The sequence below is a fragment of the Kribbella sp. HUAS MG21 genome, assembly GCF_040254265.1.
In the GTDB taxonomy this organism is placed as follows: domain Bacteria; phylum Actinomycetota; class Actinomycetes; order Propionibacteriales; family Kribbellaceae; genus Kribbella.
In genome coordinates this window covers 3493082-3519463 of sequence record NZ_CP158165.1, presented here as the reverse complement: position 1 = coordinate 3519463, position 26382 = coordinate 3493082, and the positions used below count along the sequence as shown (strand labels likewise).

General features: G+C 69.3%; 27 protein-coding genes and 2 tRNA genes. 12 read left to right on the top strand and 17 right to left on the bottom strand.

The annotated features are described in order from the left end of the window. Nucleotides 1-36: 36 nt before the first annotated feature. The 3 genes from ABN611_RS17220 to ABN611_RS17210 all read left to right on the top strand — a co-directional run bounded on the left by ABN611_RS17220 (nucleotide 37) and on the right by ABN611_RS17210 (nucleotide 3746). Nucleotides 37-1230 carry a pyridoxal phosphate-dependent aminotransferase gene (locus tag ABN611_RS17220; protein ID WP_350280894.1) on the top strand — a complete coding sequence of 398 codons (1194 nt, stop codon included), beginning with the start codon at nucleotides 37-39 and terminating at the stop codon, nucleotides 1228-1230. Nucleotides 1231-1267: 37 nt separating this feature from the next. Continuing rightward, on the top strand, nucleotides 1268-2302 hold the full coding sequence (locus ABN611_RS17215; protein ID WP_350280893.1) for an adenosine deaminase: 1035 nt from the start codon (nucleotides 1268-1270) through the stop codon (nucleotides 2300-2302). Nucleotides 2303-2375: 73 nt separating this feature from the next. Next, entirely contained in the window at nucleotides 2376-3746 is a 1371-nt protein-coding gene (locus ABN611_RS17210; protein WP_350280892.1) for a TrpB-like pyridoxal phosphate-dependent enzyme, read from the top strand. A 67-nt stretch (nucleotides 3747-3813) separates the two neighbouring features. Here ABN611_RS17210 and ABN611_RS17205 read toward each other — a convergent pair whose 3' ends face one another. Next, nucleotides 3814-4317, bottom strand: a complete 504-nt coding sequence (locus ABN611_RS17205; protein WP_350280891.1) for a hypothetical protein — start codon at nucleotides 4315-4317, stop codon at nucleotides 3814-3816. Nucleotides 4318-4558: 241 nt separating this feature from the next. On the opposite strand from ABN611_RS17205, the gene ABN611_RS17200 reads away from it, so the two are divergent. From ABN611_RS17200 to ABN611_RS17190, 3 genes are read left to right on the top strand one after another with little or no spacing between them, the layout of a single operon-like run. After that, nucleotides 4559-5905, top strand: a complete 1347-nt coding sequence (locus ABN611_RS17200) for a hypothetical protein (protein ID WP_350280890.1) — start codon at nucleotides 4559-4561, stop codon at nucleotides 5903-5905. 51 nt (nucleotides 5906-5956) lie between these two features. Continuing rightward, nucleotides 5957-6859 carry a 2'-5' RNA ligase family protein gene (locus ABN611_RS17195; RefSeq protein WP_350280889.1) on the top strand — a complete coding sequence of 301 codons (903 nt, stop codon included), beginning with the start codon at nucleotides 5957-5959 and terminating at the stop codon, nucleotides 6857-6859. Then, nucleotides 6859-7509, top strand: a complete 651-nt coding sequence (locus ABN611_RS17190; protein ID WP_350280888.1) for a helix-turn-helix domain-containing protein — start codon at nucleotides 6859-6861, stop codon at nucleotides 7507-7509. The genes ABN611_RS17195 and ABN611_RS17190 overlap by 1 nt, the downstream gene beginning before the upstream one ends. A gap of 57 nt (nucleotides 7510-7566) precedes the next feature. On the opposite strand, the gene ABN611_RS17185 is transcribed toward ABN611_RS17190, so the two are convergent. From ABN611_RS17185 to ABN611_RS17145, 9 genes are all read right to left on the bottom strand, one after another. Then, the gene (locus tag ABN611_RS17185) at nucleotides 7567-9783 is read right to left on the bottom strand and encodes an FAD-dependent oxidoreductase (RefSeq protein ID WP_350280887.1); all 2217 of its coding nucleotides are present in this window, start codon (nucleotides 9781-9783) and stop codon (nucleotides 7567-7569) included. 47 nt (nucleotides 9784-9830) lie between these two features. Continuing rightward, nucleotides 9831-10706, bottom strand: a complete 876-nt coding sequence (locus ABN611_RS17180; protein WP_350280886.1) for a MurR/RpiR family transcriptional regulator — start codon at nucleotides 10704-10706, stop codon at nucleotides 9831-9833. 39 nt (nucleotides 10707-10745) lie between these two features. Further along, nucleotides 10746-11570, bottom strand: a complete 825-nt coding sequence (locus ABN611_RS17175; RefSeq protein ID WP_350280885.1) for a carbohydrate ABC transporter permease — start codon at nucleotides 11568-11570, stop codon at nucleotides 10746-10748. Further along, nucleotides 11563-12495: a sugar ABC transporter permease gene (locus tag ABN611_RS17170; RefSeq protein WP_350280884.1), complete on the bottom strand. Its 933-nt coding sequence runs from the start codon at nucleotides 12493-12495 to the stop codon at nucleotides 11563-11565. Before ABN611_RS17170 ends, ABN611_RS17175 begins: the two co-directional genes overlap by 8 nt. Beyond that, complete coding sequence (locus ABN611_RS17165; protein WP_350280883.1) at nucleotides 12495-13796, bottom strand: ABC transporter substrate-binding protein; 1302 nt, start codon at nucleotides 13794-13796, stop codon at nucleotides 12495-12497. The genes ABN611_RS17170 and ABN611_RS17165 overlap by 1 nt, the downstream gene beginning before the upstream one ends. A gap of 114 nt (nucleotides 13797-13910) precedes the next feature. Beyond that, entirely contained in the window at nucleotides 13911-15476 is a 1566-nt protein-coding gene (locus ABN611_RS17160) for an alkaline phosphatase D family protein (protein ID WP_350280882.1), read from the bottom strand. Nucleotides 15477-15552: 76 nt separating this feature from the next. Further along, complete coding sequence (locus tag ABN611_RS17155) at nucleotides 15553-16578, bottom strand: UDP-N-acetylmuramate dehydrogenase (RefSeq protein WP_350280881.1); 1026 nt, start codon at nucleotides 16576-16578, stop codon at nucleotides 15553-15555. Further along, nucleotides 16575-16976 (bottom strand): MaoC family dehydratase, encoded by a 402-nt coding sequence (locus ABN611_RS17150; protein ID WP_350280880.1) that lies wholly within the window; start codon nucleotides 16974-16976, stop codon nucleotides 16575-16577. Before ABN611_RS17150 ends, ABN611_RS17155 begins: the two co-directional genes overlap by 4 nt. Then, a complete protein-coding gene (locus ABN611_RS17145; RefSeq protein WP_350280879.1) occupies nucleotides 16973-17395 on the bottom strand; it encodes a MaoC family dehydratase N-terminal domain-containing protein in 423 nt (140 codons plus the stop codon). The genes ABN611_RS17150 and ABN611_RS17145 overlap by 4 nt, the downstream gene beginning before the upstream one ends. Nucleotides 17396-17464: 69 nt before the next feature. Between ABN611_RS17145 and ABN611_RS17140 the strand changes: the two genes are divergently transcribed. Next, nucleotides 17465-18211, top strand: coding sequence for a hypothetical protein (locus tag ABN611_RS17140; RefSeq protein ID WP_350280878.1), 747 nt, complete (start codon nucleotides 17465-17467; stop codon nucleotides 18209-18211). A 54-nt stretch (nucleotides 18212-18265) separates the two neighbouring features. Here ABN611_RS17140 and rpmG read toward each other — a convergent pair whose 3' ends face one another. The 4 genes from rpmG to ABN611_RS17120 all read right to left on the bottom strand — a co-directional run bounded on the left by rpmG (nucleotide 18266) and on the right by ABN611_RS17120 (nucleotide 19778). Further along, nucleotides 18266-18433 carry a 50S ribosomal protein L33 gene (rpmG, locus tag ABN611_RS17135; protein WP_130384703.1) on the bottom strand — a complete coding sequence of 56 codons (168 nt, stop codon included), beginning with the start codon at nucleotides 18431-18433 and terminating at the stop codon, nucleotides 18266-18268. Nucleotides 18434-18495: 62 nt separating this feature from the next. Further along, a tRNA-Met gene (locus tag ABN611_RS17130) sits at nucleotides 18496-18572 on the bottom strand. 50 nt (nucleotides 18573-18622) lie between these two features. Further along, nucleotides 18623-18695 (bottom strand) — tRNA-Thr (locus ABN611_RS17125). Between the two features lie 111 nt (nucleotides 18696-18806). After that, nucleotides 18807-19778: an NAD-dependent epimerase/dehydratase family protein gene (locus ABN611_RS17120; RefSeq protein ID WP_350280877.1), complete on the bottom strand. Its 972-nt coding sequence runs from the start codon at nucleotides 19776-19778 to the stop codon at nucleotides 18807-18809. A 121-nt stretch (nucleotides 19779-19899) separates the two neighbouring features. On the opposite strand from ABN611_RS17120, the gene ABN611_RS17115 reads away from it, so the two are divergent. Then, nucleotides 19900-20532, top strand: coding sequence for a DUF899 family protein (locus ABN611_RS17115; protein WP_350280876.1), 633 nt, complete (start codon nucleotides 19900-19902; stop codon nucleotides 20530-20532). A 300-nt stretch (nucleotides 20533-20832) separates the two neighbouring features. Next, nucleotides 20833-21792, top strand: a complete 960-nt coding sequence (locus ABN611_RS17110) for a M23 family metallopeptidase (RefSeq protein ID WP_350280875.1) — start codon at nucleotides 20833-20835, stop codon at nucleotides 21790-21792. A gap of 48 nt (nucleotides 21793-21840) precedes the next feature. Here ABN611_RS17110 and ABN611_RS17105 read toward each other — a convergent pair whose 3' ends face one another. Then, the gene (locus tag ABN611_RS17105) at nucleotides 21841-22347 is read right to left on the bottom strand and encodes a GNAT family N-acetyltransferase (RefSeq protein ID WP_350280874.1); all 507 of its coding nucleotides are present in this window, start codon (nucleotides 22345-22347) and stop codon (nucleotides 21841-21843) included. Nucleotides 22348-22459: 112 nt separating this feature from the next. Between ABN611_RS17105 and ABN611_RS17100 the strand changes: the two genes are divergently transcribed. Next, nucleotides 22460-23101 (top strand): M15 family metallopeptidase, encoded by a 642-nt coding sequence (locus ABN611_RS17100; protein ID WP_350280873.1) that lies wholly within the window; start codon nucleotides 22460-22462, stop codon nucleotides 23099-23101. A gap of 10 nt (nucleotides 23102-23111) precedes the next feature. On the opposite strand, the gene ABN611_RS17095 is transcribed toward ABN611_RS17100, so the two are convergent. Then, nucleotides 23112-23633, bottom strand: coding sequence for an N-acetyltransferase family protein (locus ABN611_RS17095; protein WP_350280872.1), 522 nt, complete (start codon nucleotides 23631-23633; stop codon nucleotides 23112-23114). A gap of 39 nt (nucleotides 23634-23672) precedes the next feature. Here ABN611_RS17095 and ABN611_RS17090 point away from each other — a divergent pair, with 39 nt between their 5' ends. Together ABN611_RS17090 and ABN611_RS17085 are read left to right on the top strand one after the other, a co-directional pair. After that, nucleotides 23673-24236, top strand: a complete 564-nt coding sequence (locus ABN611_RS17090) for an XRE family transcriptional regulator (protein ID WP_350280871.1) — start codon at nucleotides 23673-23675, stop codon at nucleotides 24234-24236. An 88-nt stretch (nucleotides 24237-24324) separates the two neighbouring features. Continuing rightward, nucleotides 24325-25533 (top strand): TerC family protein, encoded by a 1209-nt coding sequence (locus ABN611_RS17085; RefSeq protein WP_350280870.1) that lies wholly within the window; start codon nucleotides 24325-24327, stop codon nucleotides 25531-25533. A 16-nt stretch (nucleotides 25534-25549) separates the two neighbouring features. On the opposite strand, the gene ABN611_RS17080 is transcribed toward ABN611_RS17085, so the two are convergent. Further along, entirely contained in the window at nucleotides 25550-26380 is an 831-nt protein-coding gene (locus ABN611_RS17080; protein WP_350280869.1) for a carbohydrate ABC transporter permease, read from the bottom strand. Between the last annotated feature and the right edge of the window lie 2 nt (nucleotides 26381-26382).

Below are 26382 nucleotides of genomic sequence, written 5' to 3'. Positions count from 1 at the left end.
GGCGGTCGCCGCGTGGGTTGGTGCCAGGATGGGCTCATGGGTTCCAGGATCTCGGCGCGGATCGGCGCCATCAGTGAATCGGCGACGCTGGCGGTGGACAGCAAGGCGAAGGCGCTCAAGGCGGCCGGGCGGCCGGTGATCGGGTTCGGCGCGGGCGAGCCGGACTTCCCGACCCCGGGCTACATCGTCGAGGCGGCGGTCGCGGCCGCACAGGACCCGAAGAACCACCGGTACAGCCCGGCCGGCGGCCTGCCGGAGCTGAAGCAGGCGATCGCCGAGAAGACCAGGCGCGACTCCGGGTACGAGATCGAGGCCTCCCAGGTCCTGGTCACGAACGGCGGCAAGCACGCGGTCTACAACGCGTTCGCGACACTGCTCGACCCGGGCGACGAGGTGCTGCTGCCGGCGCCGTACTGGACGACGTACCCGGAGGCGATCCGGCTGGCGGGCGGCGTACCGGTCGAGGTGCTCGCCGACGAGTCGCAGAACTACTGCGTCACCGTCGAGCAGCTCGAGGCGGCCCGGACCCCGCGGACCAAGGCGCTGCTCTTCTGCTCCCCGTCGAACCCGACCGGCGCCGTGGACAGCCCTGAGGACGTCGAGGCGATCGGCCGCTGGGCGCTCGAGCACGACCTGTGGGTGGTCACCGACGAGATCTACGAGCACCTGACGTACGGCGACGCGCGGCCGACGTCGATCCCGGTCGCCGTACCGGAGCTCGCCGGCAAGACCGTCGTACTGAACGGGGTCGCGAAGACGTACGCGATGACCGGCTGGCGGGTCGGCTGGATGATCGGGCCGAAGGACGTCATCAAGGCCGCGACGAACCTGCAGTCGCACCAGACCTCGAACGTCTGCAACATCGCCCAGCGGGCCGCGCTCGCCGCGGTGTCCGGCGACCTGAGCGCGGTCGACGAGATGAAGGTCGCGTTCGACCGGCGGCGCCGGACGATGGTGCGGATGCTGAACGAGATCCCCGGGGTCGTGTGCCCGGAGCCGACCGGCGCGTTCTACGCGTACCCGTCGGTCAAGGGCGTGCTCGGCAAGGAGATCAACGGGCGCACCGCGGCCACCTCGGCGGAGCTGGCCGACATCATCCTCGACGAGGTGGAGGTGGCGGTGGTGCCGGGTGAGGCGTTCGGCGCGCCCGGGTACCTGCGGCTGTCCTACGCGCTCGGCGACGACGACCTGGCCGAGGGCCTGACCCGGATCAGCAAGCTGCTGAGCTGATTTCGCCGGTCGGGTACGGCCCCGGTAACCTTCTGTAATGACGCAGCGGGATCTGCGGGTGCTGCCGAAGACGCACCTGCATCTGCACTTCTCCGGCTCGATGCGGCACCTGACGCTGGTCGAGCTGGCGGACAAGCACGGCGTCCGGCTGCCGGACGCGCTGCGGACCGAGTGGCCGCCGGAGCTGTCGGCGGCGGACGAGCGCGGCTGGTTCCGGTTCCAGCGGTTGTACGACATCGCGCGGTCGGTGCTGCGGACCGAGGACGACGTCCGGCGGCTCGTCCGGGAGGCCGCCGAGGACGACCGGGCGGACGGCTCGCGCTGGCTGGAGATCCAGGTCGACCCGTCCGGGTACGCGAACCGGTTCCACGGGATCACCGAGTTCACCGATCTGGTGCTGGACGCCGCGCGCGACGCGTCGGTCTCCACGGGAATTGCCGTCCAAGTGATCATCGCCGCGAACCGGACCCGGCACCCGCTCGACGCCCGCACGCTGGCGCGGCTCGCCTCGCAGTACGTCGGCCGCGGCGTGGTCGGCTTCGGCCTGTCGAACGACGAACGCCGCGGTACGACGTCCGAGTTCGCGCCGGCCTTCCGCATCGCGCGGAACGCCGGGCTGCTCGCCGCACCCCACGGCGGCGAGCTGTGCGGGCCCGCAACCGTGCGGACCTGCCTGGACGAGCTGGGCGCCGGCCGCATCGGCCACGGCGTCCGCTCGGTCGAGGACCCGGACCTCCTGAAGCGCGTCGTGGACGCCCAGATCGCCCTGGAAGTCTGCCCCGCCTCCAACGTCTCACTAGGCGTCTACCACCGCCCCGAAGACGTCCCTCTCCGCGAGCTCTACGAGGCCGGCGCGCGCATCGCCCTGGGCGCCGACGACCCACTGCTCTTCGGCTCCCGCCTGGCCGAACAGTACGAAACCGCCCGCACCGTCCACGCCTTCACCGACCCCGAACTCGCCGACCTCGCCCGCTCCTCCGTCCTCGCCTCCACAGCCCCACCCGAGGTCCAGAAATCCCTCCTCACCGAAATCGACGAGTGGCTGGGCACCCCGGCGGCCGTCCCCGTCTGAGGTCCGGAAGAGTGCCGGTCGAGTTCCGGTTCAGGTCATTGTGGGGCGGCTGGGCGGGCCGTAACTTTGCGTCATGACGCCGACGAAGATTCTGTTGCCCGAGGACGAGCTGCCGACCCGGTGGTACAACGTGCTCCACGACCTGCCGACACCGCCTCCGCCGGTGCTGCATCCGGGGACCGGGCAACCGATCGGGCCGGACGATCTCACGCCGCTGTTCCCGATGGACCTGATCCTTCAAGAGGTCTCCCAGGAGCAGTACGTCGACATCCCGGGCGAGGTGCTCGACGTCTACAAGCTGTGGCGGCCCAGCCCGCTGTACCGGGCGCACCGGCTGGAGAAGGCGCTCGACACCCCGGCGCGGATCTACTACAAGTACGAAGGCGTCTCCCCCGCGGGCTCGCACAAGCCGAACACCGCGGTCCCGCAGGCGTTCTACAACGCGAAGGCCGGCGTCCGGAAGCTCACCACCGAGACCGGCGCGGGCCAGTGGGGTACGGCGCTCGCGTTCGCCTGCGCGCAGTACGGGCTGGAGTGCGAGGTCTGGCAGGTGCGGGCGTCGTACGACCAGAAGCCGTACCGCCGGACGATGATGCAGGTCTTCGGCGCGACCGTGCACCCGAGCCCGTCGGACCTGACCGAGGCCGGGCGGAAGATCCTCGCCGGTGACCCGGACTCCACGGGCTCGCTCGGGATCGCGATCAGCGAGGCGGTCGAGGCCGCCGTGCAGGACCCCGAGGTGCACTACGCCCTCGGCTCGGTGCTCAACCACGTCCTGCTGCACCAGACCGTGATCGGCGAGGAGGCGCTGATCCAGCTCGCGATGGTCGGCGAGACCCCGGACCTGATCGTCGGCTGCACCGGCGGCGGGTCGAACTTCGGCGGCCTGGCGTTCCCGTTCCTGCGGGAGAAGTGGGGCGGCCGGATGTCCCCGGTCGTGCGCGCCGTCGAGCCGGCTGCGTGCCCGTCGCTGACCCAGGGCACGTACGCGTACGACTTCGGCGACACCATCGGCATGACACCGCTGATGAAGATGCACACCCTCGGCCACGACTTCGTCCCGGACCCGATCCACGCCGGCGGCCTGCGGTACCACGGCATGAGCCCGCTGATCAGCCACCTGTACGAGACCGGCGAGATCGAGGCCGTCGCGAAACCGCAGTCCGAGTGCTTCGCGGCCGGGCTGCAGTTCGCCCGCACCGAGGGCATCGTCCCGGCCCCGGAGCCCACCCACGCGCTGGCCGCCGCGATCGAGGAAGCCCAGCGCTGCAAGGAGTCCGGCGAGGAGAAGGTCATCCTCACGGCGCTCTGCGGCCACGGCCACCTCGACCTCGCGGCGTACGACGCCTACCTGTCCAACGCGATGACCGACCGCACCTGGGAGGACGCCGACATCCAGTCCGCCGTCGCCGAGGCCCTGACCCGGCTCCCCGCGGTGAACTGACCTCGAGCGTGAACTGACCTCGAGCGTGAACTGAGCTCGAGCGTGTGCTGATCCCGAGACCGCGTGGTCAGCGGCCCCCGCGCTTCCACCAAGGCTTGGGCCGCTTGGCCACCGCGGTGAGCCAGTCCTCCGGGACAGCCCAGCCGCGGGACCGCAGCGCCTCGAAGTACTCGGCCTTCAAGGAGTCCGGCAGCCAGTACGTCGCCTTGTACCGGCCGGACGCCTCGAAGTACGTCGTCCGCCGGCGACGGCTCCACACCGTCGCCTGGTCGGAGCTGTACGCCAGCCGGACGTAGTCCCAGCGCGCCTGCTCGTCGTCCATGTCGAACTCGCGCTCGACCACCCGGCTCCTGCCGCGCGGTTCCTGCTCGAGCTCGTCGATCAACTGCTGCACGAGCGCGCGGTCCTCGGTCAGCCCCGGCGGCAGCTGCAGCCCGACCGGGTCGAGCACGACCGCGCCGAGCCGCGGCCGCGCCACCTCCAGGAACACCTCGAGCAGCGCGAACGCCTCCTCCACCCGCGCGAACCGCTCCGCTTCGGCGCGCAGCGTGGTCACGGCTTCCTCGGGCACCCGACCACCTTAGAGGCCGCCCACCCGAGGGGCTGCCCCTATCTGCCCCGGCATGCCCCGCTCGCTCACGCTCAGCAACCGCCCTCCGGAGCCGCAAACCGCATCATCTGCCGCCTTCGCAGTACTCGAGAACCCCTTTTCCCGCAGGGATTCGGGGCATCTCGGGGCAGCGCGGGGCAGATCGTCCACAGCACCTGATTCGACCGTCGCAGAGGGTGTTCAGCGCCTTACAGTTACCGCCATGTCAGGGCCGAACGAGTTGCTCCGCGAAGCGCGCGAGCGCACCCCATCCCGCCGCGCACCGGGTGAACACATGTCCCGGAGCGAGCTCGCCGACGCCGTCTGCGCCTGGCTCTGGAGCACGACCGAGGTCAAGTACGAACTCGACGGGCACTACATCGCCAAGCTGGAACGCGGCGCCGTCCGCTGGCCGGGTGCGGCGTACCGCTCCGGCCTGCGGTCGGTGCTCGGCGTCTCCACCGACACCGACCTCGGGTTCTTCCCACCTCCGGGCACCGCCGTCACCGAACCGGACCCGATCCCGCCGTCCTCGATGGCCGGCCACGACGACGACCTCGTGGACGCGGGCGACGAATCGATCGCGCTGCTGTCGTTCGCCGAGCAGTCCAACGTCGGCGAGCTCACCGTCGAGCAACTACACGCTGACATCGAGCGGATCGCGCAGTCCTATCTCCGGATGCCGATCCGCCCGTTGTTCGAGAAGAGCCGCGCGATCCGCGACCGTGCCTTCGCCCTGCTGGCAGGCAACCAGTCGCCCCGCCAGTCCCGCGACCTGTACTCCGCCGCCGGCTGGGCGATCACGCTGCTCGGCTGGATGTCCGTCGACCTCGGCCGTCCCGACATCGCCGAGGGCCACACTCGGACGGCGTGGGCCTGCGCCGAGGCCGCGGATCACGACGTACTGCGGGGCTGGATCCGCGCGACCCAGCACACCGCGGCGTTCTGGCAGGAGGACTTCTCGCGCGCCGCCGCGTACGCCGAGGACGGACTGCGCTACAGCGCCGGGACGGCACGGCTGTTCCTGGCCAGCGCGGCATCGGTCGACCTCGCCCGCGCGGGCCGCACCGACAAGGCCCGTGACCTCCTCGACGTCGCGCGCACCCTCGCCGTACGCCCCGCCGACTCCGAACCAGGCGGCGTCTTCCTCTGTACGCCGGAACGCGCCGAGGGCGTGTGGGCGGACACGCACCTGGCGTTCGGTGATCCGCGGCGGACCGCGGAGCACGCCGACCACAGCGTCGCGCAGTTCGAGACCGCTCCGTACGCCGTGCGGAACTCGGGCTCCGAACGGATGGCCCGGCTGCAGCAGGCGAAGGCGCGCCTGCTCCTGGGTGAACTCGACGGCGCCGTCGAGGCCGTCGAGCCGGTGCTCGCGCTGCCGCCGGAGTACCGCGTCCGTCCGTTGGTACACCGCCTCGCCGAGGTCGCCGCGCTCACCGCGCCGTACCTGCGAAGCCCGAAAGGCCGGTTGCTGCGCGACCGGATCGCCGAGTTCACCCAGCAGCCGGGCCTGCCCGCCCGCCTCGCACCCCCGAACCGGCAGCGAGTCACCGCCGAGTCCCCCTGACCGAGCGGAACATCCCGGCCCGCGTGGCCGGCCGACACCTCTGGAGCAGCCATGATCAAAGAGGTTCGCGATCACTGGTACTGGCGTCCCAACTGGCGGCCCGGGCGGTCGTTCTACACCTGGCACATCCTGTTCCCGAACGATCCCGTCGTCACCGACCTGCACGCGGCGTACCAAGGTCTGGTCGACTCGCTGCCCGGGATCTCACCGGTGCCGCTGCAGTGGCTGCACCTCACCCTGCAGGGCATCGGGTTCACCGACAAGGTCCCGGAGACGGACCTCGGCCTGATCATCGAGGCCGCTCAACGCCGCCTCGAACACTTCCGGCCGTTCGAGATCCAGCTCGGCCCCGCCGTCGTCGACGAGGAGAGCCTGCAACTCCCGGTCGCCCCCGTCGACCGCCTCCGCCGCCTGCGCGCCCAACTCCGCGCCGCCGTCACCGACGTCTGGGGCCGCGACTCCGTCCCCGAACTCCCCGAACTCCACCCCCACGTCTCCCTCGGCTACTGGAACCGCCCCGCCCCCGCCGAACCCCTCCACCAACGCGTCAAGGCCCTCACCGGCGGCACCGCCACCACCGAGGTCACCCACATAACCCTCATCACCCTCACCCGAGACAACACCCACTACAAGTGGACCCCCTACACCGCCCTCCCCCTAGGCGAACCCCCACCCCACACCCTCCCCCCACCCCCACCACCCCACCAACCCAAACCCCCAGCACCCAAGCCCAACCCCGGGGCCCGCGGCCGCCAACCACCAACACGCGGCACGCCCGGCAGGTCTGACCCCTCATCCGACAACACCGACGTACCTCACCGACCAGTACGCCCCGCCCGCCCACCGACCGTCGGCCACGAAACACCAAGAAGCAGCTCAGCTGCACACACCAACCACCCCGGACCTCCGTCCGGGGACAACGGAACGCGAACCTGCGGAATTGGAGCGGATTGATGAGCACGGCAACTGTAGGACCGCTGGCCGACGAGGCGGCGACGCTCGTCATCCGGGCGTTGCTGGACTACCGGACACTCTGGACAACGCATGACCTGGTGACGACCACCGGCCTGCCCGCGCCGACCATCCGCCGCCTGGTCGCCCACCTGGAGCAAGAGGAGCTCGTACGCCGCCACGGCCCGGGCGTGGTCGCCGTACCGGACTGGCTGGTCCTCCTCCAGCGCTGGAGCAAGGACTTCCGTTTCAAAGGCCAAGCGAACCTGTCCCGCTGGCGCCCCAAACGCCGTACCCCGCCCTTCCTCGAACGCATCCCCACCACCCAGATCCGCCACGCCGTCACCGGCGCCCAAGCCGCCCACCACTGGGCCCCCGACACCCCCGCCGGCCCACCCGTCATCTACACCCCCGACGCCGAACTGGCCGCCACCGCCTGGGAACTCGTCCCAGCCAAAACCACCTCGATCATCCTCGCCGAACCAACCACCGACATCGTCTACACCCGCACCCGAACAACCGACTCGGGCCTCCGCCTGGCAGCCCCCACCCAAGTCCTGGCCGACCTCCTGACCGGCACCATCAAATCCCCCAGATCCGCCACACCCCTAACCACCTGGATGCTCAACAACGAACGCGAATGGCGCTACTAACCAAACCAACGCCGGCCACTACCCACCTAAGAGGGCAGTGGCCGGCGCTGGCTGATGTTAGCGAGCGTAGGCGCGGAGGGAGACGACGTGGGCTCGGGGGGAACCGTTGGTTTTGTGGGCTGTCAGGCGGAGGTGGGTGGCTTGGGTGGGGGTTGGGAGGTGGTGGTGTTGGGTGCGGTGGTGGTTGTTGGTGACCTGGGCGACTGCCTGCCACTCGCCGTCGACCGTGCGGAGCTGGAGGTCGTAGTCGGCCAGGAGGGTGGGTAGGGACTCGAAGGGGGTGCGGTGGTGGTGGAGGTTGATGAGGTCTTCCTGGACGTCGTCGTCCAGGACCACGACGATCTCGGAGAGTTCGACCGGGTCTGCCCAGGAGAGTTCCAGCCACGGGGTTGGGTCCCACGCGAGGTCCTCGGAGGACCACAGGTTGGGGCCGCCGTACGGGCGTGCGTAGCCACCGACGACCTTCTCAGCTGCGTACGCCGACGTCTCGCCCAGGCGGATGCACAAGCCTGCGCGCGGCAGGATGTGTTTCCAGGCGCGGAACTGTTCCGTCCACTGCTCGTCGGCGGCCGGCTCGCGGTGCGCGAAGTGGACCGTGCCGGGGAGTGCCGACGACGCCGTGTGGACAGAGACATCCGGCGTTTTCCGCAGGATCACGAAAACGTTTGACGGCCGCGACGGGTGCCAGCTCAACGGCACCCGCACCCAGCGCTTCTCCCCGGCCGGTACGTCGACGGTGCACGAGTCGATGTGCTCGGCGGGCAGGTAGTTCTGCGGCTTCACCGGATCATGGAGCTCGACAGTCAGCGATCCGCCGGTCGAGTCGACCAGCAGCTCGAACCCGTCCAGCGCCGGATCCACCGGAACCACCATGCCGAGATCTGTGTCCAGCGGGAGCGTCCCGGACGAGACCTCGAGCGCGGGCCGCGTCAACGTCGACGAAGCCGTGGCGGTCGCCGACAGCGCGAGGTTCGCCGGATCCTCGTCCAGCACACCGAGCACCGACGCGTCCGCGCGAGTCAACGCGCGCCGCATCAATCCGAACTGATCCTGCGCCAGCTCCCGCGGCGTCAATCCGTTGCGCAGGGCAACAGCCGCGCCGATCCCGGCCGCCTCGCCGATCACCGCGCAGGTCGCCATCACCCGCGTCGTCCCGAACGCCACGTGACTCGCGCTGATGTTCCGGCCCGCCATCCACAGATTCCGGACGTTCCGCGAGTACAAGGAACGCAGCGGAACGTGGTAGTTCCCGTCCGGATGCCAGTGCTTCGACCCACGCTCGGCCGCGTACACCCCGCCCGGCGGGTGCAGGTCGATCGACCAGCCGCCGAACGCCACCCGGTCCTCGAACTCGGTCTGCTGGAGTACGTCGTGCTGCGTCAGCACATGGTCGCCGAGGAACCGCCGGTACTCACGTTTTCCGGGCACCGAGCCGATCCACTCCAGCGTCAGGTTGTCCGCGTCGAAGTTCCCGGAGTTCTTGATGTAGTCCCAGATCCCGTAGACGACGGCCTGCAGTTCGTCGCGGATCGCCTCGTTGTCGTCGACGACGTCCAGCTCACCGCCCCACTCGATCCACCAGAACGCGCAACCGTTCATGTCCGTCCGGATCACCCGGCGTTCCGGAATCGCGGTTTCCGTGACGTCCCGCGCGAACGACGGCGGCACGAACCGCACCGGTTCGCCCGCGTCCTTGCTGTAGAACAGGATCGTGCTGCCGAGCGTGTTCGAGTCCGGTACGTCCGGCGCCCACGACTCGTCGTACTCCGACCGCGGCTCCCGGCCCGTCCGGTACTCTGCGCCGGCCAGCGCGCCGACCAACCCGTCGCCCGAGCAGTCCACGAACACCGGGCTGACGAACCGGATCTCCTTCTCCGAGCCCATCTGCCAGCCGGTCACCGACCGGATCTCGCCGTCCGCGGCCTCGACGGACCGGACGTCGGTGTTCAGGTACAGCGTGATCCGCGGCTCGGCGCGGACCGCCTCGAGCAGCACCAGATCCCAGTAGTACGGGTTTCCGAGCGGATTCCGGAACTGGTTCTCGACGAACAGTTCCCCCATGATCCCGGTTTCCCGGGCGAAGCTCTGGACGCCGTGCGCGGTCGCGCCGCACACCCACACCCGCACCTCGCTGGAGGAGTTTCCGCCGAGCACCGGCCGGTTCTGCACCAACGCCACGGTGCTCCCCTGCCGCGCGGCGCCGATCGCCGCGCAGATCCCGGCGAGTCCGCCGCCGACGACCGTCAGATCGGACTGGACCTCGAGTTGCTGCATCCGCAAACCTTTCCGAGAACGTCCGGGGACGTTCCCCGGACCCCCTGCTACGTATCTGGCTGGACGACGGGCTGCCCCGGCCCGTTCGGATGATGTGCGGTCAGGTGATCGGGCACCCGCTGTGCGACCAGCACGAACAACAGGCCGGCCGTCAGTACGTCGCTCGCGCGGCCGGCGAAGAACTCGGTCCAGTTCGCGCCGTTCGGCGTACCGGTGTCGAGGGTGACGTCGGCGATCCGGCTGATCGGCGCGTCCGGCATCCCGGTGATGGCAACGGTCAGCGCCCCCTCCTCGCCGGCCCGCCTGAGGAAGTCAAGCGTTGTCGTATCCGTTCCGGAACGCGTGACGGTCAGCGCGACATCGCCCGCACCGAGCAGCCCTGCGCCGATCTGCGAGGACTGCGGACCGTCGAAGAACCACACCGGGATCCCGATCCGGAGCAGCCGGATGTAGAGCTCCCGCGCCGGGATCGCGTCGCCCCACTCGCCGTAGATGTGCGTACGGCGAGCGCCGGCGATCGCGTCCGCGACACGCGTGGCGGCGGTCAGGTCGATCGCGGACAACGCGTTCCGCAACGCGTTCGCCTGCGTGGACGCGAGCACGTTCAGCACCTGCTCGGGCGGGTCGGCCGGGCCGATCGCCATCCCGATGTCACTCGCCCACCCGGCTTCCAGGCCGCGCCCGACCTCCATCGCCAGCGCGGCCCGGAGCGCGGGATAACCGGCGTACCCGAGGTGGGTCGACAGCCGGGTCACGGTCGCGGCCGAGGTCTGCGCGGCCTCGGCCAGCTTGGTGATCGAACCGCGCGCGACGTCGTCCGGGTGCGCCAGGATGTGCTCCGCTACCCGTTGCATCGCACCGTTCAGCTCGGGCAGGGCCCGCTTGACCAGCTGCAACGGACTGGGACTACCGGCTCGTTCCATCGAGAATTCCACCCCCTGATCATCACGTGTGGACGGGCGTCACTTGATCCCGGTGTGCGTCATCGCGGCGATGAACCGGCGCTGCAGGACGACGAACACGATCAGCACCGGCACGATCGAGATCACCGAGGCGGCCATCGTCAGGCCGGGCGCGATCTGGCCCTGTTCGTCGACGAAGTTCGTCAGGCTGAGCGGCAGCGTGTACCGGTCCGGATTGCTGATCAGCACCAACGGCGTCTCGTAGTCGTTCCACGACCAGACGAACGCGAGGATGCCGAGCGCGCTCATCACCGGTGTTGCCAGCGGCAAGTAGATTCGGGTGAACACCTGCCACTCGTTCGCGCCGTCCATCCGGGCGGCCTCGGCGAACTCGGCCGGCTGGCTGACGAAGAACTGCCGCATCAGGAACGTTCCGAGCACGGTGAACATGCCCGGCAGGATCAGCGCCCAGAGCGTGTCGTACAGCCCGATCTTCTGGAAGTAGATGAACCGCGGCACGAGCAGCAACTGCGCCGGAATGATCGCCGTCGCCAGGTACAGCAGGAACAGCTTGTCCCGCCCCCGGAACGACATCCGCGCGAACGCGTACCCGGCCATCGTCGCGGTGAGCAGCTCCCCGGCGACCCGCAGCAGGGCGACGAACACCGAGCGGCCGAACGCCGGCAACACGGAGGTCGCGCCGGTCAGCACCGTGCTGAAGTTGTCCCACTGGAACGGGTCCGGGATCCACTGCATCGGGATCTTGTACGCGTCCACGTCCGCTTTCAGCGACGTCGACAGCATCCACGCGAACGGCGCGAGGAAAGCGATGGCGAGGATCCACAGCGGGATTCCCCAGAGCCACTTGCTGTACTTGTCAGTCATTGAGGGCCCTCCCGCGCTGTGCCCGCCAGGTGACCAGAGTCAGCACCAGGACGCCGACGAACGTCACCAGGCCGATCGCCGACGCGTAGCCGAACCGGTAGAACTGGAAGCCGGTCTGGTACATGTAGTACGAGATCGTCGTGGTCGCGTCACCCGGACCGCCCGCGGTGATCAGCGCGATCAGCCCGAAGCCCTGCGACGCCCCGATGATCAGCGTGACCAGCAGGAAAACGGTGGTCGGCAGCAACGACGGCCAGGTGATCACCCGGAACTTCGCCCACGCCGAGGCGCCGTCGATGTCGGCCGCTTCGTACAGTTGCCGCGGCGCGTCCTGCAGCGCCGACAGGTAGATCAGCGAGCAGTACCCGACGCCGCCCCAGACAGCCATCACGATCAGTGCCGGCAGCGCCCAGTGCGAGGACGCGAACCACCCGGGCTGGATCCCGAACGCGTCGAGCACCTGGTTGACCAGGCCGGCCTTCGGGTTCATCAGCATCAGCCAGGTCATGCCGATCGCGACCACGTTGACGATGTAGGGCAGGAAGAAGATCGCGCGCAGTACGGCGCGACCGGGCAGCGGGCGGTTGAGCGCGATCCCGAGCCCGAGCCCCAGGACGACGGTCAGCGGCACCGACACCGCGACGTACACCAGCGTCAGCCCGATCGCGTGCCAGAACCCCGGGTCCCGGGCGATCGCGACGAAGTTGTCGATCCCGTTGAACGTGATGCCGCCGAGGCCGGACACCAGGTTCCAGTCGGTGAAGGCGAGCAGCACGACGCTGACCAGCGGGATCAGCGTGAACGCGATGACGCCGAGCAGGTTCGGGGCGATGAACAGGAAACCGATCCAGCCGGACGGGCGGATCCCGGATCCCTGCTCGGTCCGGGCCTTGGTGCCGGCCGCGACGACCGTGGCGGTGGCCATCAGGATTTCCTCTCGTTACGGGCGATCGCGGCGTCGGCGAGCCGGCGGACCTCGCGGATCGCGGCGCCGGGGTCCTTCTCGCCGAGCCAGCACAGGTCGCGCTGCTGCTTCACCGCGAGGTTGATCTCCGGGAAGCCGGCCAGCCGGGTGTCGGCGGCGAGTTTCGGCTCGGACTCCAGGACCACGCGGCGGAAAGAGTCCATGTCGAAGTACTTGTCCGGCTCTTTTCCGAGCATTCCGGAAACGATCTGCTCGTCGGTCACGTGGCCGAGCGTCGGCAGCTTGCCGCCCTTGAGCATCGGCGTCGCGCCCTCGGTGAGCCAGAACTTCACGAACGCCCAGGCCGCCTCGAACTTCGGCGACCGCGGGTTGATCATGATGAAGTTGCTGTACGAGCCGCCGTTCCAGTCCTTGCCGCCGACCGTCGGCGGCGGCGCGAACGAGACCTTGAAGTCGTGCGGGTACTTCTTCGCGTCGTACAGGTACCGCAGGTTGAACGGCGCGGTCGACCAGAGGTGGAACTCCTCGCCGAGGAACGAGTTCTGCTGGTACGCGTCCAGGTGCCGGGACAGTACTTCGGTCCACGGAAACGCCGTTCCGTCCGCGATCAGTTCGCGGCCGAGCCGGAAGCCCTGTTCGAAGTGCGGATCGCCGAAGTTCGACCGGTCGCCGTCGTACCAGTAGTTGGGTCCGAGGGCGATCCGGGCGATGTCCGGGAGTGAGTAGGTGCCGTACGTCGAGCCGGTGGTCAGCTTCTTCGCAGTGGCGCGGAAATCCTCGATCGTCCACGTTTCCGGCAACTCGACGCCGGCCTGCTGCCGGAGTTTCTCGTTGAACAGCACGAAGTACGGCTCGCGAGCGGTGGCGAGCGCCTTGACCTTGCCGTCCTCGATGTACGAGCGCGGCTGCTCGGTGTCGAGGAAGACCTGCAGCTCGGGGTCCGCCTTGACCCGGTCGGTCAGGTCCGCCGCCAGTCCGGACCCGGCCCGCAGCGCCATCGCGGACTGCGAGTACGTGAAGTACACGTCGATGTCGACGCCGCCCTGGAGGGCGGTGTCGAGCTTGAGGTTGCCGCGGTCGTCGTTCACGAACCGCGTGTAGTTCACCTTGTACTGCGGAAACTTCGCCTGGAACGCCTTCACCAGATCGGCCGGCCCGGAGGCCGCCGGCACTCCGCCCCACACCTGCAGGACTCCCGAGCGGCCGCTGTCGGAGCCGGAGCACCCCGGCACCACGGCGGCTGCCAGCCCCGCTCCCATCCCGGCGAGTACCTCCCGCCGGGAAAATCTTTTGCGCCTCACACCACACCTCCCACCAGATTGTGCAAAAGATTAGCGACCAATGCCGTGTCTGCCTAGTCCCGGCGCAAATCTTTTTCAGAGGGAGGCTTGGGGGCCCGCAGGCCCCCAAGACGCTCAGCTGGAGACGTCAGCGATCCCTGCGCGACCGGCCTCGACCGTGACACTCGCACGCGTGATCACGGCGCCGTCGGGAACGGTCACCTGCGGCACGACGCGGTAGTCGGTGCGCCACTCGGTGGGCGTGACCACGCAGCGCTGGTAGCCACGCTGGCTGTTGTGGAAGCGCATGTGCGGGTTCTCGGCGAGCCACGTGACGCCGAGGCTGTCCATGTCCACACCGTTGCCGCCCGAGCTGACCGACGTACCGAGGAACTCGGCGCCGACCGTACGCGAACCCGGATCGCCGAAGTTCTGCTTCAGGTCGGCCGCGACGCTGCGGTGCGCGTCGCCGGTGATCATCACGAAGTTGTCCACCCTCCGCTCGAGCACGCCGTCGAACAGCCGCTGCCGCGCCGCGGCGTACCCGTCCCACGGGTCCATGCCGTAGCGCTCCGACGTCCCGGCGTCGTGGTCGGCCTCGAACGCGAACACCTGGTTTCCGAGCACGTTCCAGCGCGCGGACGACCGGCCGAGGCCATCGAGCAGCCACTTCTCCTGCGTGGCGCCGAGCATCGTCCGCTCCGGGTTCCAGCGGGCGTCGCAGTCCTGCGCGCACTGCTCGAGCTGATCGGTGCGGAAACGCCGCGTGTCCAGCACGTTCAGCTGCAGCAGGTTTCCGAACGTCAGCCGCCGGTACACCTGCATCTCGGAACCGTGCGGCATCGACGTGCGACGCAGCGGCAGGTTCTCGTAGTACGCCTGGTACGCCGCCGCGCGCCGCTGGCGGAACACGGCCGGGTCCTGGTCCGGCTCGGTGTCGAGCTGCGAGATGTCGCCGGCCCAGTTGTTCTCGACGTCGTGGTCGTCGGGCGCGACCACCCACGGCGCCGCGGCGTGCGCGGCCTGCAGGTCCGGGTCGGACTTGTACTGCCCGTACCGGACCCGGTAGTCGGCCAGGCTGAAGACCTCCGCGGTCGGCAGATGACCCCGCCCGATCGTGCCCTGACCGCCACCCTCGTAGATGTAGTCGCCCAGGTGTACGACGAGGTCGAGATCGTCCTGCGCCATGTGGCGGAAAGCGGTGAAGAAACCTTCGTAGTAGTTCTGGCAGCTCGCGAACGCGAAGCTCAGCTCCCGAAGCCGCAGGTGCGCGAGCGGCGCCGTCCGGGTCCGGCCGACCGGGCTGACCTGGTCGCCGACGATGAACCGGTACCAGTACTCGCGGTCCGGCCGCAGCCCGTGTACCTCGGCGTGGACCGAGTGCCCCCATTGCGGTACTGCGTGCTCGACGCCGCGGCGTACCACGCGGTGGAAACGCGCGTCCTCGGCGATTTCCCAGCGGACCGGAAAACGCTGGTCGGGCATTCCGCCGCGCCCGTCCGGCGCGACCGGCTGCGGCGCGAGGCGGGTCCAGAGCACGACGCCGTCGGGCAACGGGTCACCGGACGCGACGCCCAGCGTGAACAGGTTGCCGAGCTGCGCGGTCGCCTTCGCCTCCGGAACCAGACCGGTGGCAAGTGCTGCTGCGCCGGCCAGGGTCAGGAAATGCCGACGGCGCAGATGGGCGGACAACTCTCGCATGAATCCTCCAGCATTGGGTCGGAAGCTGTAAGTCATTCACAGCTATCGGACCCGCAGCCGAAGAACAAGAGAACGTTCAGAAACCGCAGTTCACCAGTACCGGTTCGTTGACCAGCGTGATGTCGAAGGACTGCCGGACCTGGGTGCGGACATGGGCGGCGAGGGTGAGCAGTTCCTTGGCTGTCGCCCCGCCCCGGTTCGTCAGCGCCAGCGTGTGCTTGGTCGAGACCGCCGCGTCGCCGATGCTGAACCCCTTGGAAACCCCGGCGTGCTCGATCAGCCAGGCCGCGCTGGTCTTCACGCGACCGTCCGGTTGCGGCCACTGCGGCGCACCGGCCGGGACCTCGGCAGGGGTGTCGAGGATGGGGTTCGTGAAGAAGGAGCCGGCGCTCCAGGTGTCGTGGTCGGCCTCGTCGAGAACCATGCCCTTGCTGCGGCGCAGGCCCAGGACGGCTTCCCGGACGTCGTTCATCGGCGCCCGCGACCCCGGCTCCACCTCGAGCACGCGGGCGAGTTCGGCGTACCCGACGGGGGCCGACAGGTCGCCGAGCGCCAGCTGGAACGTGACCTCGAGGACGACGTACCGGGACGGGTCCGCCTTGAAGCGCGAGTTCCGGTAGGAGAACCCGCAGTCCGCCGCGAAGATCGTCCGGACAGCGTTTTCGGAACGGTCCCAGACCCGCACCGACGCGATCGTTTCCGCGACCTCGTGGCCGTAGGCGCCGACGTTCTGCACCGGGGTCGACCCGGCCAGGCCGGGGATCCCGGACATCGACTCGAGCCCGCTCCACTGCTCCGCGATCGCCCGCCGGACGACGGCGTCCCAGTCCTCGCCGGCCGCGACGTGCACCATCGCGCCGGAGCACAGGTCGGATTCCACCCGGATCCCGGAGGTCGCGATCTTCACGACGGTGCCGCGGAAACCGTCGTCCCCGATCACCACGTTGCTGCCGCCGGACAGCAGCAGCACCGGCTCACCGGTGGCGTCCGCGTCCCGGACCGCGGTGATCAGGTCGTCCTCGGTCGTGACCTCGACGAACTTGTCGGCCGGCCCGCCGATCCGCAGCGTGGTGTGGTCGGCGAGCGACACGTGCGTACTCACCGGACCCGCACGACCGCCCTGGCCCGGCCGAGCACCTTCTCCTCGCCCGCCACCGCCGTGATGTCGATCTCGGCCAGCCCGTCGCCGACCTTGTCGACCTTCGCGGAAAACGTCACACTCGCGCCCTTGTCGTCGTCCGGTACGACGACCGGCTTCGTGAACCGGACGCCGTACTCGACCAGGTCGGCCGGGTCGTCGAGCCAGTCCGTGACGACGCGCACCGCGGAGGCCATCGTCAGCATCCCGTGCGCGATCACGCCGGGCAGTCCGAGCGCCGCGGCCATCCGGTCGTTCCAGTGGATCGGGTTGAAGTCGCCGCTCGCCCCGGCGTACCGGACCAGGTCCTCGCGCCGGAACGTGACGGTCAAGGGCGGCAGCTCGGTCCCTACCTCGATCATGCGTCCGCCCGGTTGTGCGAGATGGTCGACGTCGACGTGGCGATCGGCTCGCCGTCGACGGTGGTCAGGGCGGTCTCGTACATGATCACCTCGACGTCACCGGCCTTGCGCACGGTCGTGATGGTGGCGGTCGCGGCGATGTCGTCGCCGGCCTTGATCGGGCGGGTGTAGCTGAACTTCTGCGCGCCGTGCACGATCCGGTCCAGCCGGAGGCCCAGCTCGGCGTCGTTCAGCAGCTGCTCCAGCGCGCGGCTGCCGAGCACGAACGCGAACGTCGGCGGCGCGATCGCGTCGTCACCCCGGTACGCCGGGTTACTGTCGCCGATCGCGTCGGCGAACTCCCGGATCTTCTCCCGGCCGACCTGGTAGGACTCGGCGGCCGCGTAGCTCCGGCCGACCATCGTGGCGTCGATCGTCATATCCGCTAACCCTACTGGCACACTATGACGCGGGACGCCGCCGCCCACCATCCGACGGGAAGGTCGAACGTGACGGCAGTGGCGGCGCTGGCGCGGTACGCGCCTCGGTACGGGCTGGAGATCGGTGAGCCGGAAGGCTCCGAATGGCTCCGCGTGGATCGCATCCTGGAGCCGGACAGTCCCGAGCTCACCGAGCTGCTCAAGCGCGACGACGAGGCCAGTTGCCACCGTACGGCGCACGCGAACTCGCTTAGCATGCTGTCGTTCTACGCCGGCCGCGCACCGGCGACGGCGCTGCTGCTCTGGGCGCTGGAGGGCCATGTCCTGGACGTCCGCCCGCAGAACCTGTGGGTCCGGCCACACGAAGGCCACGGCATCGCCGCGGTCGCCGTACGCTCCGCCGACTTCCTCCCCGGCGGACTGGAGACGTTGTACGACGTAGTACTGCGGCAGCACCTGCTTCCGCTCGCGGAAGAGCTGCACCGGCGTACGCGGGCCGGGCTGCGGCAGGTGTACGGCGGGGTGGCCGCGGGCTGCGCGATGGGGTTCTGCGCTGCTACGCGGGAGGAGGTCACGGTGGAGCCGGCGTACCTGCTGGAGCGGTGGCAGACGTTCGTGGCGAAGGCCCCCGGCGGGCTGGCGCGGCTGGGCGAGGTGGCGGTGGCGGGCGGGAAGCTCGTGTACCTGCGGAACACCTGCTGCCTGTACTACACGAGTAGCACTGGCCAGGGCACCGTCTGCGGTTCCTGCTGCCTGACTCCGCGCGAGGCCCGGCTCGCCGCCTACGAGGCGGGGCGCCCGATCCTCACGGTCTGAACACGCCAAAAAGCCGCTCCGGGGAGCCGGAGCGGCTTTGCGGACGACCTGAGGTCAGCGGGTCTCGCGGTGGTCCGTGTGGTCGTTGCAACGGTGGCAGTACTTCTTCAGCTCAAGACGATCCGGGTCGTTGCGCCGGTTCTTCTTGGTGATGTAGTTCCGCTCCTTGCACACCGTGCACGCCAGCGTGATCTTCGGGCGAATGTCGGTCGACTTGGCCACTGCTGCCTCTTCTGTCAGGAGTACGCAACTTAGGTGATCGCACTCTCGAAATACTGCGTCGGTGGTAGCGGGGGCGGGAGTCGAACCCGCGACACCACGATTATGAGCCGTGTGCTCTAACCACCTGAGCTACCCCGCCGCGAGAGTTCGTCATCCCACCCGGCGGACCGGATGGGATGCCGTGCTCAGAGCCCCTTTACGGAATCGAACCGTAGACCTTCTCCTTACCATGGAGACGCTCTGCCGACTGAGCTAAAGGGGCGGGCCGAGGAGAGAGATTACACGGTCCCCCGTCCCGATGTGAAATCGGGCCCGGAGCGCCTTGCAGGCCCCTCAGTCCGTCCCGGAAAGCATACCGGCTCCGGGACAGTGCTCATGACCATTTTCCGCCCAGGACGGCATCGTCCTCGGAGAAATCGGGCGACGGGTCCGCCGGCGGGTGGTCGAGATGCCAGCGGACGGACGCGCGCAACGTCTCCGCGGGATCCGCGGGCGCCCACCCGAGGACCGTCCGCGCCTTCGAGGAATCCATCAGCAGGTACTGGTCGAGGGCTCCCGTCAGCGACAGGTCCGACGGCAGCAGGTCGTCCCGTACTCGAACCAGTTCCACGTCGTTGGCCTCCGCCGCCGCCAGGATCTGCTCGGCGAAGAGCCGGTACGGCGCGGTCCGCGGCTCGACGATGTTGAATGCGCCCGGGTTGTCCCCGCCCAGCGCCGCGGAAACCGCTGTCGCGACGTCGCCGACGTACACGCGACTGAAGAGGAACTGCCCGGACCCGATCGGGATCCGCCGGCGGCCGGCCCGCACCCGGCGCAGGACGAACTCGAAGCGCCGCTGGTAGTCGTGCTCGCCGTAGACGGCGCCGAGCCGCAGCACCGTGGCCCCGCGCGGGAGATACCGCTCCTCCATCTCGAGATTCTCGTACTGCGGTCCGTCGACGAAGCGGCGCTCGCGCAGCGGCGACTCCTCGGTCAGCGGCAGCGCGTCCGTCGTACGGTCCGAGTGCAGACCGTCGTACGCGCGGTAGACGTCGCCGCTGGAGATCGCGACGAGCTTCACGTCCGGACCGACGGCGCCGAGCGCGGCGTCGGCGGCTGCGGCATTCATGCCGGAGATGTCCACGAGGGCTTCCGGGTCGTACGACTTCAGCGCGGCAGCCAGTGCCGGGGCGTCGTGGCGGTCCAGGTGCGCGTGGTCGACAGGCGGCAGGTCGGGGTTCGGCAGCAGGTCCGGTGGTTCGTGGTCGCCGCGGTGCACCAGCAGCAGCGTGTGTCCTTCCGCCGCCAGTCGCTGGACGACCGCGCGGCCGATGAACTGGGTTCCACCCAGGATCGCGATCCGCATGACCACAGTCCTAGCGCTTCCGGCCGGCGCGGCCCAGGCTCTTCTGCGAGCGGCAGAAGTTCGATGTCGAGAACGGGAACACGGTTTCGTCGTACCGGCAGAACCTACGAGAGGAGCACGAATGTCCGAGTCAGCGATGCCGCCGGTGGTGCCCGCCGACGAGTGGGAAGCGGCCCGTGCCGAACTGCTGGTCGCCGAGAAGGAGGCCACGCGGGCCCTGGACCGGATCGCGGCGCAGCGGCGGCGGCTGCCGATGGTGCGGTTCGGCGAGTACACGTTCACCTCGACGGACGGTCCGGTCACGCTGCGGGAACTCTTCGGCGAGCACCGGCAACTGGCGCTGTACCAGTTCATGAACGCCGGGCCGGACGCGTTCTGTCCCGGCTGCACCTACTTCACCCGGAACGTCGCGAACCTGGACGGACTGGCCCGGAAAGATTTGGCCTGGGCGACGGTTTCCGACATGCCCATCGAGCAGATGGCGGGGTACTGGAAAACGATGGACTGGGAGCACATCCCGTTCGCGTCCTCGGCCGGTACGACGTTTTCCGCGGACTGCGGCGCCGGCGGCGGGTTCCTGCTGAACATGTTCCTGCGGGACGGCGACAACGTTTTCCGCACCTACTCGACCGGTCAGCGCGGCGTCGACGGGCTGCTGTTCAGCAACACCGTCGCGGACCTCGCCGTGTACGGCCGCCAGGAGGACTGGGAGGACTCCCCGGCGGGGTGGCCACAGTTCCCGACGTACGGGTAGATCCGGCGTACGGCCAGGGGGCAGACGCGGCGGCACTCGAACACTTGAACGCCCTATACAGGCCCGCAGGGGCTGCTCGGCGCCAAACCACGCGTGATCCGCGTCACCCCCGAAGCGGCGTCGCCACCGGCCGCCCGTACGCCTGAGGATGCACCCGACGGCAGCATTTCCTCACCGAGCGTGTCCGATTTCGTTCAACTTTTGGCAATCCGTGTTTGGGACGGCCGTGACCTGGTCGTTATGGTCATTGGGCCGCCGTACCCCCTCGACGGCGGCTGCCCCTCCCTGGAAGGTTTCCCCGTGCCCACTCACCATGACGCGCCGCTTGCAGATCGGCAGGCGTCGAGTCGCCCGACTGCTCCGCGCCCGGTGGCCAAGCACCGCTCCCGCCGGCAGAAGGCTGTCCGTCGCACCCAGCTGATCGGCCTGACCGCCGCGCTGGCGGCCGCGGCCGGTACCACCACCGTCGGCCTCACCACCTCCACCTCCGGCCCGGCGAACGCCTCCGGCGATGCCGGGCTGAGCCAGGCGCAGGCCGAGGCCCTGACCGCGGCCCGCGTCGAGCGCCGCGAGCTCGGGTCCCGGGACGCGTCCCGGATCGACCTGTCGCTCGAGGCCGCGAAGAAGGCGGCGGCCACGAAGGCCGCCCAGCAGCGCGCTGCGAAGCTGGCCGCCAACGAGGCCATCACGAAGCGCCGGGCGCTCGCCCTGGCGGCGGCCAAGGCGGCCGCGGCGAAGAAGGCCGCGGAGAACGCCCGGGCCCTCGCCGCCGCGCGGGCCGAGGCCCAGGCCAAGGCCAAGGCGATCGCCAAGCAGGCCGCGCTCGCGAAGGCGGCCGCCAAGGAAGCCGCCGAGAACGCGCCGAAGGTCGTGCTGCCGACCACCGGCTACCGGCTGACCGCCCGCTTCAACCAGGCCGGCAGCCGCTGGGCCCGCAACCACACGGGCCTCGACTTCGCGGCCCCGATGGGTACGCCGGTCCGCTCGGTGCTGGCCGGCGAGGTCATCCAGGCCGAGTACGCGGGCGCGTACGGCCGCCAGGTGAAGGTCCGGCACGCGGACGGCACCGTGACGTCGTACGGCCACATGTCCGAGTTCGACGTCTCGGTCGGCGACTCGGTCGAGGCCGGCACGATGATCGGCCGGATCGGCATGACCGGCAACACCACCGGCCCGCACGTCCACTTCGAGGTCCTCCGCGGCGGCGAAACAGCCATCAACCCCGAACCCTGGCTCCGCGACCACGGCGTCACCCCGTAACCGACGCTCAGCCCGCGCCCGGGCGCCGCGCAGTACTCGTCGCAGGCGCTAGAGCGTTTTCGCCATGTCGAGGGCGGCGATGTAGGTGCCCTCGATGAGGAATTCGTCGGGGTGGGTGCCTTCGACGACGTAGCCGTGGCGTTCGTACAGGCGGCGGGCCGCGGCGTTGGTGCTGTGGACGTGCAGGCTGATCTTGCGGGCGCCGCGGAGGCGGCCCTCGGCGTCGGCCGCGTCGAGGAGCGCGGCGGCGACGCCGAGGCGGCGGGCGTCCGGTGCGACCGCGAGCCCGTTGATCGCCAGCACCCCGGCGCCCTCCGGAAACTGGTACTTGTCCTGCAGCCGCAAGTACCCGACGACCGCGTCGCCGTACTCCGCCACGAGATGCGCCTCGGGCCCGCTCCGGCTGAAGAACGTGTCCCCCAGCGTTTCCTGGTACGACGGGAAACCGCTGGACGCGTCCCACGCACTGCGCTCGATCGCGAGCAGCGCCGCGTCGTCCTTCTCGACGGCACGTCGTACGGTCACCTGGGCGGCTGGTCGGCGGTCCTCACTCACCGCACCATCCTCACCCCGACGCCGGGCCAGCCGGGCATACCGGGCGACATATCGGCGGCTTATCGGAAATCGCAGACGCTCCGGCAACATCGCTCCGGATGAACTGGTCGGCATGCTGACCGATCACCGTAGTTCCCGCCGTCGCGGCCGCCGGACCACCGTCCTGGCCGGGTTGGCGGTCGTCCTCAGTTTCCTGCTCGTTTCCTGTACGCCGGACACCGCGCACGACGACCCGGCGGCATCCGGTACGGCGCCCGGCACCGGTACTGCGTCCACGCCCGAGCGCGGGCGTTCGTCGGGGACGGGCGCGAACCACGGGCCGGCCGGCGAGCAGGACGGCGTGCTGCCGGACCGCACCTCGGCGTACGACACGAGCCTCCCCGGGATCGCCAAACTCGATCCGGCGCTCCGCAAGGCGGTGCAGCGGGCCGAGACCGCGATGAAGGAGGACGGGATCACGATGCAGGTGACGACCGGGTGGCGCAGCAAGAAGTACCAGGAAGAGCTACTGGAGAAGGCGATCCGCAAGTACGGCAGCAAGAAGAAGGCGATGGAGTACGTCGCCGACCCGGACGAGTCGCACCACGTCACCGGGCACGCCGTTGACATCGGCCCGACCGCTGCCGACTACTGGCTGATCCGCCACGGCAGCCGGTTCGGGCTCTGTCAGACGCTGTCCAACGAGATCTGGCACTTCGAGTTGGCCACCGAGCCCGGCGGCACTTGCCCGCCGATGACGGATCCGACGCGCTAGAACCCCTTGCTCAGCGGGGTTCCTCGGGCGGATCGGACTGGTGGGCGAGCGGGCGCTGCGACCAGGCGACGTCGTGCCAGCTGTCGAGTTTCCAGCCGATGTTCCGGTAGGTGCCGATCGGGTCGAAGCCGAGGGACTTGTGGAGGGCTTCGCTGGCGGGGTTGGGCAGGGTCACGCCGGCGACGGCGGTCCGGAAACCGCGGTCCGCCAGCCGGTCGAACAGCGCGTTGTAGAGCGTGCGGCCGGCGCCAGTGCGGTGATGGCTGGGCGCCACGTAGACGCTGACCTCACAGGACCAGCGGTACGCCGGGCGGGGCTTCATCGGGCCGGCGTAGGCGTAGCCGACGACCTGCTCGTCGTCCTCGAGGACCAGCCAGGCGTGCGTGGCCCGGGCCTTGGCGATCCGCTCGGCCATCTCGCCGACGGTCGGCGGCTCCACCTCGAACGTGATCGCCGTACCGGTGACGTAGGGCGCGTAGATCGCCGCACACGCCGCGGCGTCCGCCACCGAGGCGTCTCTGACCTTGCTCATGACACGATAGTAGCCACATCTGCCGCTATAGTGGCAAGCGTGATCGATGATCTGTCCCGCTCACTGGCGGCGACCGTGCAGCAGGCGCGGGTCGCCCAGGAGCTGTCCGTCAACGCGCTCGCGGAACGGTCCGGCGTCTCGCGCGCCATGATCGGGAAGATCGAGCGCGGCGAGGCGCAGCCGACCGCGGTACTGCTCGGAAAACTTTCCGGCGCACTGGGTATGACGCTTTCCGAACTGGTCGCGCGCGCCGAGAACACGGGTGACCTGCTGCGCCGCGCGGACGAGCAGCCGGTGTGGACGGACCCGGTCACCGGCTACCACCGGCGCGCCGTGTCACCGGTCACCGACGGGCCGCTCGAACTCGTCGAGGTCGAGCTCCCGCCGGGAGCGTCGGTCTCGTACCCGGCCGACGCCTACATCTTCAAGTACCAGCAACTGTGGATCCTCGACGGTACTCTGCGTTTCCACGAGGGCGCGCAGATCCATGAGCTGCACAGCGGCGACTGCCTCCAGCTGGGCCCTCCATCCCCGACGACCTTCCACAACCCGGCCGGGACTGCCTGCCGCTATCTGGTGGCCCTGGTCAAAGGCCGCGCCTGACGACATCGCGGAAGCTGTCGCAAGGACTCCTGCAGGAAAGTTCCCGGAACGAGCGCGGCCGCGCGGCCGGCCATGGTTTCGTTGTCCCATGACTGTGTCCCCGCTGGTCTGGGTGCTGACCGTTCTGGGAATCGTTGCGCTGCTGCTGTTCGACTACTTCTTCCATGTGCGTTCGGCCCATGTACCGACGCTGCGCGAGGCCGCGATCTGGTCCGCGGTGTACGTCGGAATCGCGCTGCTGTTCGGGCTCGGGACCCTGGTGCTCGGCGGGACCGCGATGGGGTCGGAGTACTTCGCCGGGTACATCACCGAGAAAGCGTTGTCGGTCGACAACCTGTTCGTGTTCCTGATCATCATGACCGGTTTCCGGGTGCCCCGGGAGAACCAGCAGAAAGTGCTGCTGGTCGGGATCGTGGTCAGCCTGATCGCCCGGGCCGGCTTCATCTTCGTCGGGTCCGCGTTGCTGAACTCGTTCTCCTGGGTCTTCTACCTGTTCGGGATCGTGCTGCTGCTGACCGCCGGAAACATGCTGAAGCCGGAGACCGAGGAGTCCCACCAGGCGCAGAACCTGGTGGTCCGGCTGAGCCGGCGGCTGTTCCGGACGACCGAGGACTACGTCGGCGACCGGCTGGTCACCGTGGTCGACGGCCGCCGGATGCTGACGCCGATGGTGCTGGTGATGGCCGCGATCGGCGGCACCGACCTGATGTTCGCGCTGGACTCGATCCCGGCGATCTTCGGACTGACCCAGAACGTGTACGTCGTGTTCACCGCGACCGCGTTCAGCCTGCTGGGGCTGCGGCAGCTGTTCTTCCTGCTCGACGGCCTGCTCGACCGGCTGATCTACCTGTCGTTCGGGCTGGCCGCGATCCTCGCGTTCATCGGCGCCAAGCTGATCCTGCACGCGCTGCACGAGAACAACCTGCCGTTCGTCAACGACGGCGAACACGTCGAGGTGGCCGAGATCAGCACCGGCATGTCGCTGATCGTGATCCTGGCCGTCCTGCTGATCACGATCCTCGCGTCGCTGTTCAGCACCCGCGGCCGGACCCAGACCGCGATGGCGCACATCCGCCGCGACGCCACGGCGTACCTGAACCCCGACTACACCGACGACCCGGCCGAACGGGAGCGCGTCTTCCAGCGGCTGCTGCGCGCCCGCGACCACATCACCGAGCTGGGCCCGAAGGCCAAGCAGCAGGTCCGCAACGAGGCCGACCTGATGGATCTGTGCCGTCAGGTCGGCGAGGCCCACGCGGCGGCGCACGCCGACCACCCGATCAACCCCAGCCTCTGAGCACCTCCGGGGGCTGTCAGCCCTTGACGGCTCCGGAGGCCAGGCCCGAGACGTAGAAGCGTTGCAGGCCGACGTAGAGGACGACGCACGGGATCATCGCGATCACCGACCCGGCGACGAGCGAGCCGAAGTTGATGTCGCCGTACGCTCCCGCCTGGACGTTCACGAGCGCGACCGGGAGCGTGTACAGCTCGTCCTTGGTCAGGAACGTGAGTGCGCCCAGGAACTCGGTCCAGGCGGCCAGGAACGCGTACAACGCGACGGTGGCCGCGCCGGGCGTGATCAGCGGCCGCAGGACGGATCCGAGCATGCGGAACGTTCCGCAGCCGTCGACGTGTGCGGAGTCCTCGAGTTCCACCGGGACGGAGGAAAACGAGTTCCGCATCACGAAGACCCCGAACGGCAGGTTGACCGTGGTGTAGAACAGCACCAGCCCGAGCAGGCTGTCGGTCAGCCGCAGCACGTTCAGCTCGAGGTACAGCGGCGTCAGGATCGCCTGGAACGGGATCATCATCGACACCACCACGAGCGCGAACAGCAGCGGCCCGCTCCGGAACCGGAACCGCGCGAACCCGTACCCGGCCAGCGTGGCCAGCAGCGCCGTCAGTACCGCCGTACTCAACGCGACGACCAGACTGTTCCCGACCGCCCGGATCAGGTTTCCGGGACCTTCGATCAACGTCCGGAAATTGTCCCAGGTGAGCTGGAAGAACGTCGACGCGTCCGGAGCCGCGACGATCACGTCGTTCGGCTGCACCGAGCGGAAGAGGGCCCACAGCAACGGTACGGCGAAGACCAGGAAGGCGCCGCCACCGCCGATCACGTACAACGTGTTCTTGAGTCGCATCG

Bases quoted from the DNA above. Each gene is read 5' to 3' on its own strand.
- ABN611_RS17220 (WP_350280894.1), top strand. From the start codon at position 37: ATGGGTTCCAGGATCTCGGCGCGGATCGGCGCCATCAGTGAATCGGCG.
- ABN611_RS17215 (WP_350280893.1), top strand. From the start codon at position 1,268: ATGACGCAGCGGGATCTGCGGGTGCTGCCGAAGACGCACCTGCATCTG.
- ABN611_RS17210 (WP_350280892.1), top strand. From the start codon at position 2,376: ATGACGCCGACGAAGATTCTGTTGCCCGAGGACGAGCTGCCGACCCGG.
- ABN611_RS17200 (WP_350280890.1), top strand. From the start codon at position 4,559: ATGTCAGGGCCGAACGAGTTGCTCCGCGAAGCGCGCGAGCGCACCCCA.
- ABN611_RS17195 (WP_350280889.1), top strand. From the start codon at position 5,957: ATGATCAAAGAGGTTCGCGATCACTGGTACTGGCGTCCCAACTGGCGG.
- ABN611_RS17190 (WP_350280888.1), top strand. From the start codon at position 6,859: ATGAGCACGGCAACTGTAGGACCGCTGGCCGACGAGGCGGCGACGCTC.
- ABN611_RS17185 (WP_350280887.1), bottom strand. From the start codon at position 9,783: ATGCAGCAACTCGAGGTCCAGTCCGATCTGACGGTCGTCGGCGGCGGA.
- ABN611_RS17180 (WP_350280886.1), bottom strand. From the start codon at position 10,706: ATGGAACGAGCCGGTAGTCCCAGTCCGTTGCAGCTGGTCAAGCGGGCC.
- ABN611_RS17175 (WP_350280885.1), bottom strand. From the start codon at position 11,570: ATGACTGACAAGTACAGCAAGTGGCTCTGGGGAATCCCGCTGTGGATC.
- ABN611_RS17170 (WP_350280884.1), bottom strand. From the start codon at position 12,495: ATGGCCACCGCCACGGTCGTCGCGGCCGGCACCAAGGCCCGGACCGAG.
- ABN611_RS17160 (WP_350280882.1), bottom strand. From the start codon at position 15,476: ATGCGAGAGTTGTCCGCCCATCTGCGCCGTCGGCATTTCCTGACCCTG.
- ABN611_RS17150 (WP_350280880.1), bottom strand. From the start codon at position 16,976: ATGATCGAGGTAGGGACCGAGCTGCCGCCCTTGACCGTCACGTTCCGG.
- ABN611_RS17145 (WP_350280879.1), bottom strand. From the start codon at position 17,395: ATGACGATCGACGCCACGATGGTCGGCCGGAGCTACGCGGCCGCCGAG.
- ABN611_RS17120 (WP_350280877.1), bottom strand. From the start codon at position 19,778: ATGCGGATCGCGATCCTGGGTGGAACCCAGTTCATCGGCCGCGCGGTC.
- ABN611_RS17115 (WP_350280876.1), top strand. From the start codon at position 19,900: ATGTCCGAGTCAGCGATGCCGCCGGTGGTGCCCGCCGACGAGTGGGAA.
- ABN611_RS17100 (WP_350280873.1), top strand. From the start codon at position 22,460: ATGCTGACCGATCACCGTAGTTCCCGCCGTCGCGGCCGCCGGACCACC.
- ABN611_RS17095 (WP_350280872.1), bottom strand. From the start codon at position 23,633: ATGAGCAAGGTCAGAGACGCCTCGGTGGCGGACGCCGCGGCGTGTGCG.
- ABN611_RS17085 (WP_350280870.1), top strand. From the start codon at position 24,325: ATGACTGTGTCCCCGCTGGTCTGGGTGCTGACCGTTCTGGGAATCGTT.
- ABN611_RS17080 (WP_350280869.1), bottom strand. From the start codon at position 26,380: ATGCGACTCAAGAACACGTTGTACGTGATCGGCGGTGGCGGCGCCTTC.